Here is a 19,703-nt window from a genome sequence, read left to right as displayed (position 1 = left end):
TTTTTTTTTTTTCACTAAGTTGGAGCTCATCATTGATTTGCTCATCACACTCAAATAGTTTAATCGCATACCAACGTAAACTGTCCGCTGGGACAACATCTCTAATTGTATCCTGAATCATACTCAAGGCACTCTCAAGCCTTTCATCATACTCAGGGTATGTGTATTCTGTTTGATTACCTTCGATTTCTTTTTCTAATTTATGAATATTTCTCTTTTTTAACGCACTTATCCACACGACTTTTAGCGACAGAAGATAAGAAAGCTTGCTGATGTTTATCTTCTTGCCTGATTTCTCAGCAATATCCATCATATTCATTGCCAGTACCAAAGGGGTTCCGGTTTCCATCAACTGCAATGTTAAATAAAGATTTCTTTCAAGATTCGTTGAGTCAACTACATCCACAACCAAATCCGGCTGTTGACTTATTATAAAGTTGCGAGTAACCCTTTCTTCAATGCTGTATGGTGACAAAGAATATGTACCTGGTAAATCTTGAATAGCAACGCTAGCATTCGTTTTCAATTTACCCGATTTTTTTTCAACTGTAACGCCTGGCCAATTACCAATTGTTTGGTTTGAGCCCGTAAGCAAATTAAAAAGGGTCGTTTTCCCACTGTTCGGATTTCCCACTAAGGCAACACTTTTCATTCCTCAACACTCCTAACAACCACATAATCAGCTTCCTCTTTACGTAAACTCAGCTTATACCCACGTAATTCAATCTCTATAGGATCACCCAGTGGAGCAACTTGACACACCTTAATCAAGGTATGACCCGTTAATCCCATATCTAGCAATCTTTTCCTCAAAGGACGAGAGCCATTGATCTTAATTGCAATTCCCTTATCACCAACATTCAAGTGAGACAGTCTTTTCAAGTCATCATCTCTTTGCTCATCAGCACTGATTACTAACAGATTGCCCGCAAGTAAGGAATTTATTGCCAGCCTTTGTCCCTTTAAAACAATTACTTTACCCGTTTCACTAGTTCCACTCAGCAAAGTAATTGTTTCGTTGTTCACAATTCCAATTTCATTAAGACGTCTTACTAATTTCTTGTTTCCTAAGATTTCTGTGATAATATAACTACCCTTTTTATTAATTTCAGCTAAAGATTTCAACGATTACTTCACCTCTAAATGAGAACTATTTTCATTTATGTAAAAAATATCACAAATTTTTTTCTAGTACAATCTTTTTCTGTAAAAAAAAAGACTGCCAAAACTATCATGTCTTGTGCAGCCTCTGTACTATCTTTAATAAAGCCCAGAGAAACGGGTTTTAGAACATAAAAAAATTTTCATTTTGCTCAATCAATTAATTATTCTCTTGTAGAATCGGTTGGTCCAAGTTCTACAATTCTTCCAGTATTTGTATATACAATCCATTCTGAAACATTTGTTACATAATCACCCATTCTTTCAAAATGTGTGGCAATAACCATGTATTCTGGACCAACACTAACAAATTTAGGATCACTTTGCATTGCGTCAAGTGCTTTTCTTCTAACTTGTCTTAAGTAATCGTCATTCACTTCATCATCAGCCGCGAGACTACGAGCTTTTTCTTCATCATTGTGAACGTAAGCATCGATTACATCCAACAACATTTTATGAACGTGCTTGCTCATTTTTACTAGTAAATCCTCAATTTCTTGGTTACGACTATTTGTATCGATCCGCTTAGTTGAATGAACAACGCTTACTGCATGATCACCGATTCTTTCTAAATCTGAACTCGCCTTCAAGATCGTGATCAGCACTCTTAAATCGCTAGCAACTGGTTGCTGTAACGCAATAACTTGGGCCGTTTTTCTTTCAAGGTAGATTTCACTTTCATTTATTGCAGAATCATTTTCCAAAACCTTTTTTGCAAGTGCTTCATCATGATTTTCAAAAACATTTGTTGCATTTTCAATAGACTTTGCAACATCAAAACCCATCTTAGCAAAATCTTGGTGGAGATTTTCAATCTGTTCCTCTAAAATTTTTCTCATCTTAATTCCCCCTCGCTTATCCAAACCGTCCGCTAATATAATCATCCGTTTCTTGTCTCTTCGGATTGAGAAATACACTCTTCGTTTTTCCTTCTTCAATTAACTCTCCGTTCAAGAAGAAAGCCGTTCTATCAGAGATTCTTGAAGCCTGTTGTAGATTATGTGTCACTATAATAATAGTATAATTATCCCTGATTGTTAAAAGCATATCTTCAATTAAACCACTTGACACTGGATCAAGTGCCGAAGTTGGTTCATCTAGTAAAATAACATCTGGCTGGACGGCCAATACTCTAGCAATGCAAACACGCTGTTGTTGTCCACCCGAAAGTGAGAGTGCACTTTTATGCAAGTCATCCTTAACTTCATCCCAAACAGCCGCTTGTTTTAAGCTTTGCTCGACACGTTCATCCAGCAATTGCTTGTCCTTTATACCAGCTATGCGCAATCCATAAGTAACATTTTCATAAATTGAGAAGGGAAATGGGTTAGGTTGTTGGAAAACCATCCCAACCTTTTTTCTAAGATCAACTGTATCCATTTTTGGGCTATAAATATCCTGTCCATTAATCATGATACTTCCAGTCATAGTAACGGAAGGTATCAAATCATTCATGCGATTAAGCGTCCGTAAATAAGTTGATTTACCACAACCAGATGGTCCAATCAATGCATTGATTCCTTTGGCCGGAAAAGATAGGTTAATCCCTTTTAATGCTTCTTTTTCCCCATAGTACAGGTGTATATCCTTTGTAGTAATAAATTCTTCCATATTAGTGCCTCCTAGCCAAAGTTCCCAGAAATATAGTCGTTTGTTGCAGTGACTTTTGGTGTTGTAAAAATATGCTTTGTTTTATCATATTCAAGAATATGGCCTAAATGGAAAAAGGCAGTATAATCACTAATTCGCGAAGCCTGTTGCATATTATGAGTCACAATAATAATTGTGTAGCGTTTCTTTAATTCAACTAATGTCTCTTCAATTTTACTGGTTGAAATTGGGTCAAGAGCACTAGCAGGTTCATCAAGAAGTAAGATATCAGGTTTCATTGCAATTGTGCGGGCAATACAAAGACGCTGTTGTTGTCCACCTGACAACGACCATGCACTCTTGTCTAAATCATCCTTAACTTCATCCCAGAGTGCAGCATCCTTTAAGCTCGTTTCAACAATTTCCTCTAATTTCTTCTTATTCTTCAGTCCCTGTTCTTTTAAAGCAAAAGTAATATTTTCACGGATAGACTTTGAAAAAGGGTTAGGTCTTTGAAAAACCATTCCAATGTGTTTTCTCATCTCGTACACATTGATCTTCTTTGAATTCACATTCAATCCACGATATAGAATCTCACCTTCTACTCGAGCAACATTATCGTTCATTCGATTTAGTGAGCGCAAATACGTTGATTTACCAGAGCCAGAAGCTCCTATTAAAGAAGTAATTTTGTATCTTTCAAATTCTAAATCACCATCAAAAAGAGCATGCTTGTCACCATAAAAAACCTGTAAATTCTTAGTAACAATTGCGAGCTCATGTTCATTAGAATCAAATTTTAAAATATTTTTTTCATTAAAATCATATTTATTAATACCCATCAACAAATCCTCCTACTTGGTTGCTGTCAATTTACGATATAATTGATTACCAATTACTCGAGCAGAGAAATTGAAAATCAAAACCGCAATTATTAAAACAGCAGATGAACCGGCTGAAACTGCTGCTGCATCAGGCATAACACCTTCAGAATTAATCTTCCAAATGTGCACTGCTAAAGTTTCAGCTGGTCTCATTAGATTGAGTGGACTAGTCGAGTTAAATGGGTTCCAGTTGCCAAAATTAATATTTGTTGCACTTTGACCGGCGGTATAAATCAAAGCAGCCGCTTCACCAAACACACGACCTGCACCTAGCACAACACCTGTAACAATCCCAGGAAGTGCCTCTGGTAAAATAATTTTAGTAACTGTCTTCCACTTAGATAATCCCAAGGATAAACCAGCCTCTCTTTGCAGGTCTGGTACTGCTCTAAGTGATTCTTCAATATTTCTTGTCAATAACGGCAGGTTAAAAAATGTAAGTGCAATTGCACCAGATAAAATTGAAAAACCCATGTCCATTTGGACAACAAATAATAGGAATCCAAATAATCCAACAACAACAGATGGTAACGAACTCAAAACTTCAATTGCCATCCGCACAGTAGCAGTAAAAATATTTTTTGGAGCATATTCAGACAGAAATATTCCTGCACCTAATGAGATTGGAAAAGAAATTATTAAAGTCAATATTAACAAATAAATGGAATTGAACAACTGTACCCCAATTCCTCCACCACTTGTGAATGATTGCGAAGCTGCAGTCAAAAAGTGCCATGAAATATGAGGAATGCCTGATATCAAAATATCACCTAACAAAAAAGCTAGGATTAAGACAACTAAAGCAGCAATAACACGAATAACTGTGATAGCCACATTATTTTGTAATTTTGTTTTCATGTTACATTCTCCCCTTGCGTCCAATGAATCTTACAATGATGTTGAAAACCAATGACATTAATAATAGCATTAAAGCGAGTGACCAAAGAGCATTGTTACCTACAGTGCCCATGACAGTGTTACCAATTCCCATTGTAAGTACACTTGTTAAAGTTGAAGCTGGAGCTAGTAAACTCTTTGGCATTATTGAAGCATTACCAATAACCATTTGAACAGCAAGTGCTTCACCAAATGCACGAGCCATCCCAAAGATGATTGCTGTCAAAATACCAGATGTTGCCGAACGTAAAAGAACTTTGTAAATTGTTTGCCACTTTGTTGCACCCAATGCTAATGAAGCTTCTTTGTAATATCTTGGAACTGCTCTTAAGCTATCAACAGTCATTGATGTAACAGTTGGAAGAACCATTACAAAAAGAACAAAAGCACCAGATAATATTCCATATCCAGATCCACCAAAATGTGTTCTAACAAATGGTACAACCACAGATAATCCGATAAAACCATAAACAACAGAAGGAATACCTACCAGTAATTCAATAACACTTTGGAGTAGTTTTTCACCACGCTTGGATGCTACTTCTGTCATATACAATGCTGTTCCAATTGCAAATGGAGCTGCAAAAATAACAGCAATAATTGTTACTCCGAAAGAACCAGTAATCATTGGCAAAGCTCCTAAGAGCGGATTACCTGCTTTATCCGTTGCAGAAGGGTTCCAATTTGTTCCAAAAAGAAAATCCCCTAAGCTTGCTTTATTAACTACAAAAGTTGCTAAACCCTTTGTTGCAACAAAAGCAAAAATTGATAACACAACAATCACTATTAATGATATGCAAGAATATGACAGAACTTTGCCAATTATATCTTGTCTTGTTTCCCTTGATGTGCTTTGAATCTTATCCTTGATAGGATCCATTAAAATCACCTCTCCACCAAAACTTGGGAGTGAACCAAATGAATTTTCACTTAGTTCGCCCCCATTAATCACCCATTGTTTAACAATCATGATTCAATCATTATACAGTTGGAGATCACAACGTTACGATTTATTATTTAACATCAGTTACTTTGTTATTTGCATCTTTTTGAACTTTCATCTTGCTGATTGAAATGTAACCAAGTTCTTTAACTAGGCTCTTTTGAACTTTATCAGATTTCATGTAGTCAAGGAATGCCTTTGTTGCAGTATTTGGTGTACCCTTTGTATACATGTGTTCGTATGACCAAATTTTCCATTTGTTTGTTGTTACATTTGCATCAGTTGGTTTTACACCATCAAGTGATAATGCCTGAACACTAGATGTAACATACGAGAAGGCTAGGTAACTAATAGCACCTGGTGTTTCAGCAACCATCTTTTGAACAGTACCATTTGAATCTTGTTCTTGAGACTTAGCAGCTGTTTCTCCGTTCATAACATTTGTTTCAAATGTAGCACGAGTACCACTACCTTCTGCACGGTTAATCAAAACAATACTCTGATCCTTGCCGCCAACTTCTTTCCAGTTAGTAATCTTACCAGTAAAGATTTCACGTAATTGTTTCATTGTTAAGTTTGTAACACCTACATCTTTGTTAACAACAGGAGCCATTCCCACAACAGCAACCTGATTGTCTTTAAGTTTGCTTGCTGTTATACCATCACTTTGTTGTGCAAAGATATCTGAATTACCAATCGTTACCGCACCAGACTGAACTTGGCTCAAACCAGTTCCAGAACCTCCACCTTGGACAGTAATACTTACTTTAGAATTATCTGCTTGGAAATTTTCTGCAGCTTTCTCTACCAATGGTTGTAAGGCTGTTGACCCAACGATTGTAATCTTACCTGATACTGCCTTACTTGAAGCAGATGAAGATGACGAACTTGAATTAGATTTCCCGCATCCAACAAGAATAGCTGAAGCAGCAATAATAACTGTAGCAATTTTAGTGAGCTTTTTCATTTTTTTCTTCTTCCTTTCGTTGTTACAAGCATTATTCTATTACACGAATGTAAAGATAGAAGTCACTTTATTGTAACGTTTATGTAAAGGAATACTTTTACATCTAAACATAGCCCACTCTAAAAGCTAAGAAATATGGTTCTCAGCCAGTATCTGTTTAACAATCTTATTTATCTTATCTGTTCTTGTCCATTCTTCAAAATGGTCAAACTTCTCTCCAGGCATCTCAAAATTCTCATTTATGTACTTTTCATATTCAATCACACTAGTCGAACGAGGTATATTGAGCTGTAAAATTCTGACTTCCTTAATTAATCCCCTCTGTGCCGCTAATTCGGCCCTACCATTTTGAACCATATTTGATATTTCAAAATACTTTGTTCCGTCGTTTCGTGTTATTTCCTCAATCAGTGTTAAAACTTCATGACTCTTCATTTAATCCTCATCCTTTCACAAATAAGTATAGATAGTTAGCTAATATTAAGTCAACAAATCTTTTTGCCAGTCATTTAACACATTTATTATCTCTATAAAAATAATTCGTGACCTTGACTGATAATAGCAAGGTGAAATAAGTCGGTAAACCCTAGACAATTGATAGCCCATAATAAAAGTTTTGATTAAGTGACATTTTTGTGTAAAAACAAAGAAAGGACTAGACCAAAATATATACTTTGGCCTAGCCCCCTCTGGCATAAGAGAGAAAGAGAATTGATTAGAAGGTAAAATAGTAATTACCTTACGTCTATTATGATACCGTTTTCAGTAAACGTTGTCAATGCTTTTCCATTTTTATTATTTTTATTTTTATCTTATACTATAAGATGTAGCCTTGCTATAAGATGTAGTCTTGCTTCAGTATTGGGAGGAACAATATTTTGATAAATTCGAAACAATTCAAGCTTAGTTTTTTCTTAGGAGCTGTCCTGTGTATCCTTAAAATTATTATTTCACTATTAGGCCACTACAATGAGACTCTCCAAATCTTTAACATTGGGATCATGCTCATTCAAACCAGATATTGGTTTGTACCACTGCTCCTAATGATTTTTTTCTATGTCTTTGTGTCCCTCCTATTCTATCTGATCTTTAGGTTAATTAATCTTGGAGTTCGTTTTTTTTTCAATTAGCATACTTTTTCATTACAAACAAAAAGAGGGATTGGGTCAAAAATTAATTTTTGATCTAATCCCTCTTGATTCTGTGTACAGATTTCCATAAGTCAAAATTTCTTGCTAACTTCAAATCACTTAGTAATGAATATCTTTATTCACATCAGTAACCAAGGTCATTTACTTATGCCACACACTCTTTACGCGTAGATCTTTTACTTAAAAGCTACCCTCTTGGGCTTTTTACACGCCCATCTCACTCTTAACCACATCTACTATTTGCATGACATATTCATGAACCTCTTCCTTCGTCTTGGCTTCTGCCATAACTCTAAGAAGATCCTCAGTTCCACTAGGTCTAACTAAAACACGGCCCTCAGAACCCATCTTAAGTTGAACTTGTTTAATTATTTCTTGGATTGCCTCATTTTCTAAGGCAGCTTTTTTATCGGTCACTTTTACGTTGACTAATTCTTGCGGGTAGCTAGTAACTTCACTAGCGAGTTCTGACAATTTTTTCCCCGTCTTTTGAACTACATTGAGTAACTGCAAAGCCGTAAGCATCCCATCACCGGTTGTATTGAAGTCGAGAAAAACCACATGTCCAGATTGTTCTCCACCCAAATTGTAGCCATCTTTTCTCATTTCTTCAACAACATAGCGATCACCTACTTGTGTCTTTACCGAATGTAGTTCATGCTTTTCCATTGCCTTGTACAAACCAATATTACTCATTACGGTAGTAACGATCGTATCTTTCTTTAATCTGCCACGTTCACTCAAATATTTACCACAGATATACATAATCTTATCGCCATCAACAATGTTACCAAGTTCATCGACCGCTATACATCTATCCCCATCGCCATCAAAGGCAACACCTAGTTGTGCTTCTTTTTCAACAACAAATTTTGCCAATGCTTCTGGATGAGTAGAACCAACACCTTTGTTAATATTTAATCCATCAGGTTCAGTTGCCATCGTTTCAAATTCAACACCCAAATCTGCAAATAAACGCGATACCAGTCCACTGGTTGCCCCATCTGCTCCATCAACTGCTATGTGGAGATCTTCCAAATTATCTGGAATTGTCTGTTCTAGGAATTGTGTGTATTTCAACACACCTTCATGATAATCACTCAAAGTTCCAAGGCCAACTGCAGATGGTCTTGGTAAATTGTCAACTCCAGATTCAAGCAGTTCTTCGATTTCTTCTTCCTTTTCATCAGACAGCTTGTATCCATCCCCACCAAAGAATTTAATACCATTGTCTTCAACTGGATTATGGGATGCAGAAATCATAATACCTGCATCAGCATCTTGTACCCGAACTAAATACGCAACTCCTGGTGTGGTAATGACACCAAGGGAAAAGACTTCAATACCAACCGAAAGTAAACCAGCAATTAATGCTTGTTCTAACATTTGGCCTGAAATTCTTGTGTCACGTGCAACTAAAACCTTAGGTGGCTTAGTGTCACTTGCATGCTTTGTCAGCACATATCCACCACAGCGACCCAGCTTGAATGCAAGCTCAGGGCTAAGTTCTTGATTTGCAATACCTCTAACTCCATCTGTTCCAAAATATTTCATTTCTAGTTAATCCTCATTTCACTACTAAATTTTAATTATCAATCTTCACTACTTGAAGAACTTTGTGAAGAAGTTTGACTTTCACTTTCTGACTCATCCTGGCTTGACTTTGCAGAAGAGCTTGATGTTTCGCTCTCAGAACTACTTGAGCCTTGTGAAGATAAAGTAGACTCACCGCTGGAAGAATCACCAACAGTTATTTTTACTTTAACACTCTTAGGCTGAACAATAGTTACTCCATTTTTAGGAGAAGTAAGATTAATATCCTTAGTTGTCGTACTCGACACACCGTCAATTGGAACCGAAACCTTATAAGACGATATGCTGGATAAATTACTCTTCGTTCCCGACAACGTCACCGTCTCAGTTGAACTACTCAACGTATAATTTTTATCAGAATCACCATCTCCGGTTGTTGCAAGTTGAATCGGTACCTTCTTTGTTGTAGTCTCACTATAGACTGGTATTTTCACATCAACAGTCTGTGGTGAGATAACCACGTTGAGAATTTTACCCTTATCATCCACAGCTTGCAACAATACTGAACGGCTAAATGTTTCTTTTGTTCCTTTCGGAATCTCCACCGCTGCAATGATCTCTGATATTTTGTTGACCTCAGAAGAAGCCCCTGTGGCACTGACTACATCTGGATCAGCAGTTGGGCTTCCAGCCCTATAGTTGCTAGCAATCCTTTGTTTATCATAATTAAATTGTACTGGGAAAGATTTAGTTTTTCTGTTACTGATTGTGACTTTTATTTTTTTAGGACTAATCGTATAATCCAAGTCACTATTCAACCCTGATTGTTTCAGAGTCACCTCGTGGGTTCCTGGTTTTAAATTTGTCAGATCAGCATAGATCTTAAAATTCCGTGTGTTTGAAATTGTAGTTACCATCGCTTTAGAGCCAGAAACTCTTACTTTTACTTTTTCTGGATAGCCAGTAACAAAATATTTATTACTATTTACTTCCAGTTGTAAGGCTACATTCATCGTAGTTGATGCATTTGCTAACATGGTTGAATCTGTGCTGTTTCTGGTACTGCTCAGCTTATCTTCATTCGTATATGCAAAAAGCAATATTGCAAACACAAGTGCGATCACTCTGTAAAAAAGAGGAGAATCAATAAATTTATTAAAATTCATTTTTTCTTCCTCCCTTCAAAAAAACTGACGAAAGATAACAAAAGCTTATTTTCTTTTTTATCCTTTTCCTCAACAATTAATTCTTTCTTCAATAGCTTCAAATAGTCATCTCTGGTAAGATCTCTTAATAGCTCATTATTTTTTGTAATGGTTACTCCACCGGTCTCTTCTGAAACAACAATGGTAAGTGCATCCGTAACTTCGCTAATACCAACTGCAGCTCTGTGTCTTGTTCCAAGAGCTTTTGGAATTAGGTTACTTTCTGATAACGGGAGATAAGCTGCTGCTACAGCAATCTTATTATCCTTAATTATAACCGCTCCATCATGTAATGGTGTATTCGGTATAAAAATATTAATTAGTAATGCACCTGTAATATCTGCATCCAGTCTAATACCAGTTTCTACATAGTCTTCCAAACCTGTATTTTTCTGAATTGTCACCAAAGCACCTATCCGACGTTTCGACATGTATTGAATTGCTGAATCAAGCGCCTTAATCATGTTGCGTTCATTTTCATTTTGTTTTCTATTATGAAAAAAAACAGAACCTCTGCCAAGGTGTTCAAGTCCACGTCTGATCTCTGGTTGAAAAATAATTATAATAGCGATAAAGCCCCAATTAATTATCTGGTCAGTTACCCACGAGACCATCTGCAAACCAAAGAACCAACTTATAAGTTTAATCAATACTATTATGATTACACCTTTAAACAACTGAACGGCTTTAGTTCCTCTAAGTAGCATCATCAATTTGTATATTACGTACCACACCACTAGAATATCTATTATATTTGCTACATTTTGCCATGAGAAAAGGCTGTCCCAAGCAATGTTCATTATTTTACCTCCTAGGAAATTTAAATTAATTATAGCACAGATATATCTATTTCTGTGGAACAACCAAATAGTTAAAAAATACAAAAGTTATTTTGTTATTCTTCAATTTCCATTACTAATTATGTAGAATAGTTATAATGGAAATTGGGTGATTTTATGTCAACGTTAAACAAATGGATAGTTCGACTCTCCTTTTATCTTTTTATGCTATATATATATATTACTGTTTCATCTCACAATGGGATATACAGTTTTCTCTTATTAAACACTTTTTTAGGCTATATTCCAATTGAAATTGCAATGCATATTGATGTTCAAAAGAAAACGCCAATACTCGTAATTTTGATAGTCCTGTGGCTCCTATTTTATCCGAATGCCCCATATGTTATTACTGATCTCTTCCATTTGGCAATGCTAGATCCTTATAACAGCTCAACAGGATTAATGGAATTCAATCTCCATCTCTGGTTAAAATTCACCAATTTGGTTACAAGTGCTCTTGGATGTTCATTAATGGGATTTTGGAGTTTGGAACATGTTGCGGATACAATCCTGATTAAATTTAAATTATGGTCTAAAACTAATAAAATTCTTTTGGTTTCAGCCTTAATAGTCTTTTCCTCTGTGGGAATCTATATTGGCAGGTTTTTGAGGCTTCATACGGCATATCTCTTTATCGCTCCTAAAGAAGTAGTTGCAGAGCTCATCCAAATGTGGAATCCAAGAATGCTGGTTTTCATTGGCTTTATGACAATTATTCAGTTAATTTTTTGTTTTTCCTTTGATATTACAAGAAGTTCATTGGCGAATAATCAGGAATTACTAGAGCAAAATAACAAACAGAAAGAGCAATAATTTCTAAAAATAACGGTTATACTCTTCCAATTTTAATTCTTATAAAAAGAAATACACCATAAGTTGGTAAATTTAGGGTACTAACACAAAATTTTAAATCTGCTATGAGTAATCGAAAATTGGAGACTAACCTGAAATTTTTGAATTACAGGATATGTTACGGAATAAATAAAGAAGCTGGTCCAAAAAATAACTTTTGAATCAGCTTCTTTATTTATATGAGTAAGTTTTTGTGCTTGCCCTGTCTTCCTTAGAAAAGGATAACTCTACACAAATTAACTTGGTAAGATTGATGCTCGTAAATTCAGACTTTCTTCGTGGTTAATGTATTGCCGCAAGCTAATTGCCGCCTGATGATTAACATAGCCTTGCTCAACTAAATACTGAAGTGCAGCTCTTTGTGCAGCAATTGATTTGAACCTGAGTCTTCTAACTTGTTCTTGATAATCTTTGCCCGAAAGTCCTTCTTCACTTTTTTGTCTCTCAATGATACTTCTATAGGTAATTATCATATGATAAATAACTTCTCGATTTATTTTTTTCTCATTAACTTCAGGATTCTTGAGGTATTCCGAAAGTGCCTTAATTGCGGCTTTTGCAATTGATCGCTCGACAAGTCTAACACCAACACCATACTTTTCGTCTTGTCTAATGCCAACCCACAGTGAAATTGAGCGCCAAAACTTTCTTATGGATTCCATTATAGTTGGGAACGGCCATTCTTGCCGAATCTTAGCCTTATGATCAGCTCGTTTCAACTGATTTTTTAAGGACTTTTTGAACTTATGATACACTTTTTCTTGGATCTGATTTGTCTGATGGAGCCTCTCTAGTTCATTAAGTTGACCCCTTAATGCCACCTTATGTAACTTAATTTCATCTGAAGTCGCTGCTTTATTCAAGTCATCGGCATATTCATTGACTTCAAGTCGTTTTATCATGAACTGATACTCCAAAATTAGATGATATACAGCCAGTTCATTGCCCATCCGTCTTTCTCCTTCAAGACTTCGAACAGCAGTTTTAAGAATATATAATTTTGCTTTATTACTACTAATTTCAAGCTGCTCATCTTCATCCTCATCTTCCGTTGTCTCTAAAACTTTATTGGCATCCAAATCACCCAAACCACCACGTGTTTGCAAGGCTACATCTCCAGAAATAAATGGCAACACAATTATTGCAACCACCATACTCAAAATAATTACACCAGCAGCAATGAACAATACCAGAGATCTTTCAGGGAAGGCTTCACCTGATGCAATCTGCGTCGGAATAGTAAGTGCACCGGCCATCGTAATAGCACCACGAACACCAGATATTCCAGATAATAACGCAACCTTTAATCTTTCCTTCATTGACTTTGCTTTTGCATCAGTAAAAAGCTGATAGCAGTATGTCCAAACTATTCTAATTAGTAGTAATATTCCCCACATTACAAAAACAAAAAAGATTGCCGAAAAAGTATTTATATCTTCATTTTCAATAGTTCCATGCATTGCAACAGGTAATTCTACTCCTAAAATCGTAAACATTATCCCGTTTAGAAGATAAACGATCAAATCCCACATTCTTTCACTGACAATGTTGATCTCGGGCTGAATCCTAATAAAAGAATTACGCTTAGATGCAAAAACAACCCCAGCGACGACGACCGCTATTACACCAGATGCATGAAATGATTCTTCAGTTAATAAATATATGATGAACGGTACACATAGCTGGAGTACTGTATTAAAAACGACATCATTGAATCCCTTAACAATCAACCACTCAATGATCAATACGACAATTGTTATCAGTACAAAACCGGCTACAAATCCAACAAGTCCAAAATAAAAAAGATCTACCAAGGCCGTTTTAAGTGAAAAGTAACCGGTTACTGCTACCATTACAGCATACTTAAATCCAATCAACCCACTTGCATCGTTTATCAAACTTTCGCCACTAACTAAATGAAGTATGTTATCAGGCAGCTTGACTTGTTTCGATATTGAATGTACAGCGACAGGATCTGTCGGTGCTAGAATTGCTGCTAATGCAATTCCTACTGGAAGAGGTAGCGCAGGTATGATTAAGTGAATTAAATAGCCCCCGAGCATCATAGTAATAAACACTAAAATAATGGCATTATTAAAAATTGCACCTTTTAGCTTCCAAAGTTCCTCCTTAGGAAATTTTCGTCCATCGTTGTACAACAATGGCGCGATAAAAAGTAATAAAAACCAACTTGACTCCAAGTCAATTTTTAAATTAAAAATAAGTGCAACAATAGTTCCTAAAATAATTTGAATCAAACTAACAGGAATAGATTTAAAATAATGATTAATTAAATTTGATAATAAGACTAATAAAACAAGACCAATGACTGTTTCGACAATCGACATCCAGCTAACACCTCCGTATATTATTATTACAAAAAATTGACTAAAAAAAAAGGAGTCTGCCTCTGTTTTTGCAAAACTCCAAAAATAAACTATTTTTCCCCGATAATTCTAACTTCCGTTTGTAATTCGACTGAAAATTCTTGTTTAATAACTTTCTTTATGTGATTTATGACAGCAATGTAATCAGAGGCTGTGGCATTTCCTCTGTTAACGATAAAACCAGCATGCTTGAGAGAAACCTGTGCCCCACCAATCATAAATCCCTGTAACCCTGCATCGTGAATTAATTTACCAGTAAAATGTCCCTTCGGCCTCTTAAAAACACTACCACAGGATGGGTATTCTAATGGCTGCTTAGCACCTCTCAAGAAATTAAAGTTATCCATTTTTTCCCTAATTTCTTTTTTTTCTCCACTTTGCAATTTAAAAACAGCTCTCAAAACAATGTCTTGCTCATCTTGAATTCTACTGTGTCTATATGAAAAATTTAGTTCTTCGGTTGTGTACGTCTTTGTCTCCCCCCGAGGAGTTAAAACCTCGACTTCACTAACTACTTGCCCTATATCTCCATCATACGCACCAGCGTTCATAAACACTGCTCCTCCGACACTACCCGGAATTCCTGCAGCAAACTCCATTCCAGTTAAACTGGCATTATAGGCTCTTTCTGTAACACCTATTAAAGGTGCACCAGATTCTGCAATTACCTTGTTTCCTTCAATCCTCACGCTATTCATTCTAGTTAAGATTATTACTAATCCTCTTATACCTTTTTCTCTTACAATAAGGTTACTTGCATTTCCAATAACGGTTACCTGCAGTTGATGCTCATTTGCTATATTAATCATCTCACAAATATCTTCAGACTCCGTTGGAAAGGCAAGTATTTCAGCTGGACCGCCTGTTTTTGTATTAGTATACTCTGACAGTGATCTTTCAATTTTTATTTTTTCTTCACCAAATTTTTCTACAAATAACTCTTGTATCTGTCTCATTTCAAATATCCCCACATTCATTAACATCTCATTCAAGTGTAGCACTTTTTTCTTAAGCACCACATACTCAAATACACACTATTACATTTTATAAAATTTTGCGTTCATTTGTATAAATAAATCATTTATTTCATTAAATATTAATAACTTGAAAAATTCCGTGAGTCTTTAATATTTTTCCTCTTTCTGCTAAAATTAAGATTAAATTGTGGTATTTTGCTCACAAACATTTTAGAGGTTAGGAGGATTTACCTATGAATTTCGTTGCATTTGATTTTGAGACTGCTAATGCAAAGAGAAATAGTGCTTGTTCAGTTGCACTTACTGTCGTTGAAAATAATCAAGTAATTGATGAACTGTATTCTTTAATTAATCCTCAAGCGTCATTTTACTGGCGCAATACTCAAATACACGGAATAAGGGAAAAAGATGTGCTGGATGCCCCCACCTTTGCAGAATTATGGCCGCATATATCCAATTTTTTTACCAAGGATAGATTGATTGTTGCTCATAATGCCAATTTTGACTGCAGTGTTTTGAGTCATACTCTCCAACTAGATAATTTAACTGTTCCAAATTATCTAGTTCTCGATACACTCACAACAAGTCGCAACCTTCTTGATTTAGATAACTACAAGCTCAATACAATTTGTTCAAATCTTGATATTACGCTAAAACATCATCATAATGCATTAGATGATAGTCGCGCCTGCGCCGATATTTTGCTATACCAGATTAGAAATTATGGCATTGATAAGATATCAAACTATATCAAATTAAAATAATTATCAAATTTTATTTTTAAATAAAAAAGAGCTAGTACCTGCCTGCCTTGTCTCTGAGGATAGATAATAGGAGATAAGGCTTTGCTAAGTACCAACTCTTTTTTTGTGTTATAAGATTAATCTTGGGGATTATTTAAATGTGCCAGTTGTCCCTGGAACTCCTGACCATACTTGCTAACATCTGAACTTGCTGTTGAAACAGTATAATCGGCAATTTCACCGTGTTCAGATTGATCAAGGCCAGTAATCTCAGCACTTTCTTCAACACGTATCTTCATGAAGAGCTTCAAGACGAATACCAAGATGCTTGCAACAATTGTGACAAATACAATTGTAAATAATGTACCAACAATTTGAATCAGCAATTGACTGAATCCACCACCATAAAATAATCCATTATTGATAGAGCTGTTAGCAACTTTACTTGCAAATGCACCAGTTAAAATTGAGCCCACAATACCTGAGACTCCGTGGCAACCAAACGCATCCAGTGGATCATCGTACTTCAACTTTGGCTTGACGTATGTTATAAACAAATAACTTACAATTGCACTTAATGCACCAACCCAAAATGCACCGGCACCTGTTACAAAACCTGTTGCAGGAGTAATTCCAACAAGTCCACAAATCGTACCTGTACATGCACCTTCCAATGTTGGCTTTCCGACAATAATCATGTCCAAGACCATCCAAGTAACCAATGCGGCAGCAGTAGCAACAGTAGTTGTCAGAAATGCCTGTACGGCAACTTCTGTCATACCAAGTGCTGAACCTGCGTTAAAACCATACCATCCAATCCAAAGAATTGTGGTACCTAACAATACCCATGGTAAATTGTAATGACTTTGTTTTTCTTTTCCAAAATCAAGTCTCTTACCAAGAAATACTGAAAGCACCAAAGCAGTAACACCAGCATTGATATGAACAACTGTCCCACCAGCAAAGTCCAAGACACCATATGAAGCAAGAAGACCGTTAGCACTCCAAACCATATGTACCATTGGATAATAAATAAAGATTGACCACAAAATAATAAAAACAAGTAAGAAATTGAATCTCATTCTACCAACTATTGCTCCAACGAATAGTGCGGGTGTAATAATAGCAAACATCATTTGAAACAGTAAAAATGTTCCCACATTAATTCCGAGTTCTTTTGATTGTAATTGAGCTAAGTTCAATCCATCCAAGAAGAAATGTTTAACAGTTCCAATTACGCCACCAACATTTCCATTAAATGAAAGTTCATAACCCACTGCTGCATAAAGTAAAACAGCAACTCCACAAATCACAAAGACAGAAAACATTGTATTAACAACATTCTTTTTTGAAACCAATCCACCATAGAAAAAAGCTAATCCAGGTGTCATAAAAAAGACTAGGACACATGAAACAATCAAAAATGTAGTATTAGCTGAATTCATAAATTATCCCCCCTATTTGATGTCACAAATTATAACATCACATACAATTGTCTGTCCATAAAAAAATTAAAACTGTTTATATCTAATTTAATTCTATATTTTTATTTTTTTTACAAAGATAAACTACCCTTTATTAATTAAAAGTAAGCTGTGCTTATCAAATCTTTTATATTTCTACTTTTACAATATTGGAAATCTCACACCTACGCGGCAATGAATTTTGTTGTATTTGACTGGGATATATGATTAATATATTGGCAATTCTTATAGCGAGTCTTACCTGTGTACAATCCATAAATAGTTAAATTACTCAAAATAGATTACTCATAGATAATCTCGCGTTAACCTTTTCTAGCAGTAACAATTATAAAGTGGTAACTGAACAATAATTGCTGTAAATTCAAATTTAAGTTTGACTCATAAAACAAATGTTATAAAATCATACTTTTTTAACGTGCAGTGCTACTGCATAATAATAACTAAACAACTTCTTTGATCTTAGATTCCTCAATTAATAGGGAATATTCTAGTGATATTTACATTTCATGATACATAATCGTCCATCAATCTATTTCATTCATAATTTAGTGATAATATTATTTGTTTCTTCTGATTCACCTCTTATAGCAGAAGACCAATGAACTGGCATTCAGTATAAGTTTTCTATTTTAAGTCTTAGCAAAAAGATAGTCACTAGTCATTGATTATTACTAATAACAGAGATTTTGGAAATTGATTACTTCTTAAAACAAAAAAACTCAATCATGAGATTTAAGATTTCTTAATTATTACAAAAAATACCAATAATTGGAATTGAACTAATATGTACACGATGATGCTTTACTAATGAGTTTTGTTGTTTTTTCCATTAATGACGACAATTCACTTATAACATGATCCTTTATTCATTTCGTATACGTATTCCATAATAAAAAAAGAAATATCAACGCAAAATATACGTTGATATCTCTTTATCAATACCGGTGATCGGGGTCGAACCGATACGCCCTCAACGGGCACTGGATTTTGAGTCCAGCGCGTCTGCCAATTCCGCCACACCGGCATAATATATCATATTACAAAGTAAAACTATACTACTGTTAGCGCCTAAAAGCAACTAAAGGCGGTAACCGGATTTGAACCGGTGATGAAGGTTTTGCAGACCTCTGCCTTACCACTTGGCTATACCGCCAGATATAGTACAAATCCAAAACTGGGTTAGCTGGATTCGAACCAGCGCATGAGGGAGTCAAAGTCCCTTGCCTTACCGCTTGGCTATAACCCAATCTTAAAGGCGATAGGTGGGAATCGAACCCACGCGTGCCGGAGCCACAATCCGGTGCGTTAACCACTTCGCCACTATCGCCATCAATGGCAGGGGTAGTAGGAATTGAACCCACACTGACGGTTTTGGAGACCGTAGTTCTACCTTTAAACTATACCCCTATTATTAAAAATGGAAGGGAGTGGATTCGAACCACCGAACCCGAAGGAGCGGATTTACAGTCCGCCGCGTTTAGCCAGACTTCGCTACCCTTCCATGGTGGCGCGGGACAGAATCGAACTGCCGACACATGGAGCTTCAATCCATTGCTCTACCAACTGAGCTACCGAGCCATTAAAAATATAAATATACAACGGTCCTAGACGGATTTGAACCGACGATCTCCTGCGTGACAGGCAGGCGTGATAGACCCCTACACTATAGGACCGTAATATTATGGAGGATACAGGGCTCGAACCTGTGACCCTCTGCTTGTAAGGCAGACGCTCTCCCAACTGAGCTAATCCTCCAATATGACCCGTACGGGATTTGAACCCATGTTACCGCCGTGAAAGGGCGGTGTCTTAACCACTTGACCAACGGGTCATTCTCTGCTAACGGAGAGTAAGGGATTCGAACCCTTGAAACAGGTCATAACCCGTTTACATGATTTCCAATCATGCTCCTTCGGCCAACTCGGACAACTCTCCAGCATAAACAACAACTCCGGCAGGCGGGCTCGAACCGTCGACAACCTGATTAACAGTCAGGTGCTCTACCAACTGAGCTATGCCGGAATAACTAAGCACGGCAACGACCTATCCTCGCAGGGGGCGATCCCCCAACTACTATCGGCGCTAAG

At 36.2% G+C, this 19,703-nt stretch carries 17 protein-coding genes and 12 tRNA genes; 2 read left to right on the top strand and 27 right to left on the bottom strand.

Features of this window, described 5'->3' with window-relative positions; translation table 11 throughout:
• The 12 genes from IV36_RS07030 to cdaA form a co-directional block, all read right to left on the bottom strand.
• Positions 1–652 (bottom strand): FeoB small GTPase domain-containing protein (locus IV36_RS07030; protein ID WP_187328436.1); only part of this gene is annotated, 652 nt, incomplete at its 3' end.
• Complete coding sequence (locus IV36_RS07025) at positions 649–1,125, bottom strand: FeoA family protein (RefSeq protein WP_056991484.1); 477 nt, start codon at positions 1,123–1,125, stop codon at positions 649–651. The genes IV36_RS07030 and IV36_RS07025, both read right to left, overlap by 4 nt.
• A 200-nt stretch (positions 1,126–1,325) precedes the next feature.
• The gene (gene phoU, locus IV36_RS07020; RefSeq protein WP_056991483.1) at positions 1,326–2,000 is read right to left on the bottom strand and encodes a phosphate signaling complex protein PhoU; all 675 of its coding nucleotides are present in this window, start codon (positions 1,998–2,000) and stop codon (positions 1,326–1,328) included.
• 16 nt (positions 2,001–2,016) lie between these two features.
• A complete protein-coding gene (gene pstB / locus IV36_RS07015; RefSeq protein ID WP_056991482.1) occupies positions 2,017–2,772 on the bottom strand; it encodes a phosphate ABC transporter ATP-binding protein PstB in 756 nt (251 codons plus the stop codon).
• A gap of 11 nt (positions 2,773–2,783) precedes the next feature.
• Entirely contained in the window at positions 2,784–3,593 is an 810-nt protein-coding gene (gene pstB, locus IV36_RS07010; protein ID WP_056991481.1) for a phosphate ABC transporter ATP-binding protein PstB, read from the bottom strand.
• Between the two features lie 12 nt (positions 3,594–3,605).
• Positions 3,606–4,493: a phosphate ABC transporter permease PstA gene (pstA, locus tag IV36_RS07005; RefSeq protein WP_056991480.1), complete on the bottom strand. Its 888-nt coding sequence runs from the start codon at positions 4,491–4,493 to the stop codon at positions 3,606–3,608.
• A gap of 1 nt (position 4,494) precedes the next feature.
• Complete coding sequence (gene pstC, locus IV36_RS07000) at positions 4,495–5,412, bottom strand: phosphate ABC transporter permease subunit PstC (RefSeq protein WP_056991517.1); 918 nt, start codon at positions 5,410–5,412, stop codon at positions 4,495–4,497.
• A gap of 133 nt (positions 5,413–5,545) precedes the next feature.
• Entirely contained in the window at positions 5,546–6,442 is an 897-nt protein-coding gene (locus IV36_RS06995; protein WP_056991479.1) for a phosphate ABC transporter substrate-binding protein, read from the bottom strand.
• Between the two features lie 126 nt (positions 6,443–6,568).
• Positions 6,569–6,877 (bottom strand): hypothetical protein, encoded by a 309-nt coding sequence (locus IV36_RS06990; RefSeq protein ID WP_056991478.1) that lies wholly within the window; start codon positions 6,875–6,877, stop codon positions 6,569–6,571.
• Positions 6,878–7,797: 920 nt separating this feature from the next.
• Entirely contained in the window at positions 7,798–9,147 is a 1,350-nt protein-coding gene (glmM, locus tag IV36_RS06980) for a phosphoglucosamine mutase (RefSeq protein ID WP_056991476.1), read from the bottom strand.
• A gap of 38 nt (positions 9,148–9,185) precedes the next feature.
• Complete coding sequence (locus tag IV36_RS06975) at positions 9,186–10,292, bottom strand: CdaR family protein (protein WP_056991475.1); 1,107 nt, start codon at positions 10,290–10,292, stop codon at positions 9,186–9,188.
• Positions 10,289–11,131, bottom strand: coding sequence for a diadenylate cyclase CdaA (gene cdaA, locus IV36_RS06970; RefSeq protein WP_056991474.1), 843 nt, complete (start codon positions 11,129–11,131; stop codon positions 10,289–10,291). Before cdaA ends, IV36_RS06975 begins: the two co-directional genes overlap by 4 nt.
• A gap of 156 nt (positions 11,132–11,287) precedes the next feature.
• Here cdaA and IV36_RS06965 point away from each other — a divergent pair, with 156 nt between their 5' ends.
• Entirely contained in the window at positions 11,288–11,986 is a 699-nt protein-coding gene (locus IV36_RS06965) for a DUF1361 domain-containing protein (RefSeq protein WP_056991473.1), read from the top strand.
• A 275-nt stretch (positions 11,987–12,261) separates the two neighbouring features.
• On the opposite strand, the gene IV36_RS06960 is transcribed toward IV36_RS06965, so the two are convergent.
• Both IV36_RS06960 and murB read right to left on the bottom strand, forming a co-directional pair.
• Positions 12,262–14,373, bottom strand: coding sequence for a cation:proton antiporter (locus IV36_RS06960; protein WP_056991472.1), 2,112 nt, complete (start codon positions 14,371–14,373; stop codon positions 12,262–12,264).
• Between the two features lie 89 nt (positions 14,374–14,462).
• A complete protein-coding gene (gene murB, locus IV36_RS06955) occupies positions 14,463–15,368 on the bottom strand; it encodes a UDP-N-acetylmuramate dehydrogenase (protein ID WP_056991471.1) in 906 nt (301 codons plus the stop codon).
• Between the two features lie 254 nt (positions 15,369–15,622).
• Here murB and IV36_RS06950 point away from each other — a divergent pair, with 254 nt between their 5' ends.
• On the top strand, positions 15,623–16,153 hold the full coding sequence (locus IV36_RS06950; RefSeq protein ID WP_056991470.1) for a 3'-5' exonuclease: 531 nt from the start codon (positions 15,623–15,625) through the stop codon (positions 16,151–16,153).
• A gap of 116 nt (positions 16,154–16,269) precedes the next feature.
• Here IV36_RS06950 and IV36_RS06945 read toward each other — a convergent pair whose 3' ends face one another.
• The 13 genes from IV36_RS06945 to IV36_RS06885 form a co-directional block, all read right to left on the bottom strand.
• Positions 16,270–17,577: an ammonium transporter gene (locus IV36_RS06945; protein ID WP_056991469.1), complete on the bottom strand. Its 1,308-nt coding sequence runs from the start codon at positions 17,575–17,577 to the stop codon at positions 16,270–16,272.
• A gap of 978 nt (positions 17,578–18,555) precedes the next feature.
• Positions 18,556–18,640 (bottom strand) — tRNA-Leu (locus IV36_RS06940).
• Between the two features lie 58 nt (positions 18,641–18,698).
• Positions 18,699–18,769 (bottom strand) — tRNA-Cys (locus IV36_RS06935).
• Between the two features lie 21 nt (positions 18,770–18,790).
• Positions 18,791–18,862 (bottom strand) — tRNA-Gln (locus IV36_RS06930).
• 8 nt (positions 18,863–18,870) lie between these two features.
• Positions 18,871–18,943: transfer RNA gene (locus tag IV36_RS06925), tRNA-His, on the bottom strand.
• Between the two features lie 6 nt (positions 18,944–18,949).
• A tRNA-Trp gene (locus tag IV36_RS06920) sits at positions 18,950–19,023 on the bottom strand.
• A gap of 11 nt (positions 19,024–19,034) precedes the next feature.
• Positions 19,035–19,117 (bottom strand) — tRNA-Tyr (locus IV36_RS06915).
• Position 19,118: 1 nt separating this feature from the next.
• Positions 19,119–19,194: transfer RNA gene (locus tag IV36_RS06910), tRNA-Phe, on the bottom strand.
• A gap of 21 nt (positions 19,195–19,215) precedes the next feature.
• A tRNA-Asp gene (locus IV36_RS06905) sits at positions 19,216–19,289 on the bottom strand.
• A gap of 9 nt (positions 19,290–19,298) precedes the next feature.
• A tRNA-Val gene (locus tag IV36_RS06900) sits at positions 19,299–19,371 on the bottom strand.
• 4 nt (positions 19,372–19,375) lie between these two features.
• Positions 19,376–19,447: transfer RNA gene (locus IV36_RS06895), tRNA-Glu, on the bottom strand.
• Between the two features lie 12 nt (positions 19,448–19,459).
• Positions 19,460–19,551 (bottom strand) — tRNA-Ser (locus IV36_RS06890).
• Between the two features lie 14 nt (positions 19,552–19,565).
• Positions 19,566–19,638, bottom strand: a tRNA-Asn gene (locus tag IV36_RS06885).
• Between the last annotated feature and the right edge of the window lie 65 nt (positions 19,639–19,703).

The sequence above is a fragment of the Liquorilactobacillus mali genome (genome assembly GCF_001437155.1).
GTDB lineage: Bacteria > Bacillota > Bacilli > Lactobacillales > Lactobacillaceae > Liquorilactobacillus > Liquorilactobacillus mali_A.
Note: the sequence above shows the minus strand (reverse complement) of the source record. Positions and strands in the feature narration are given on the sequence as shown.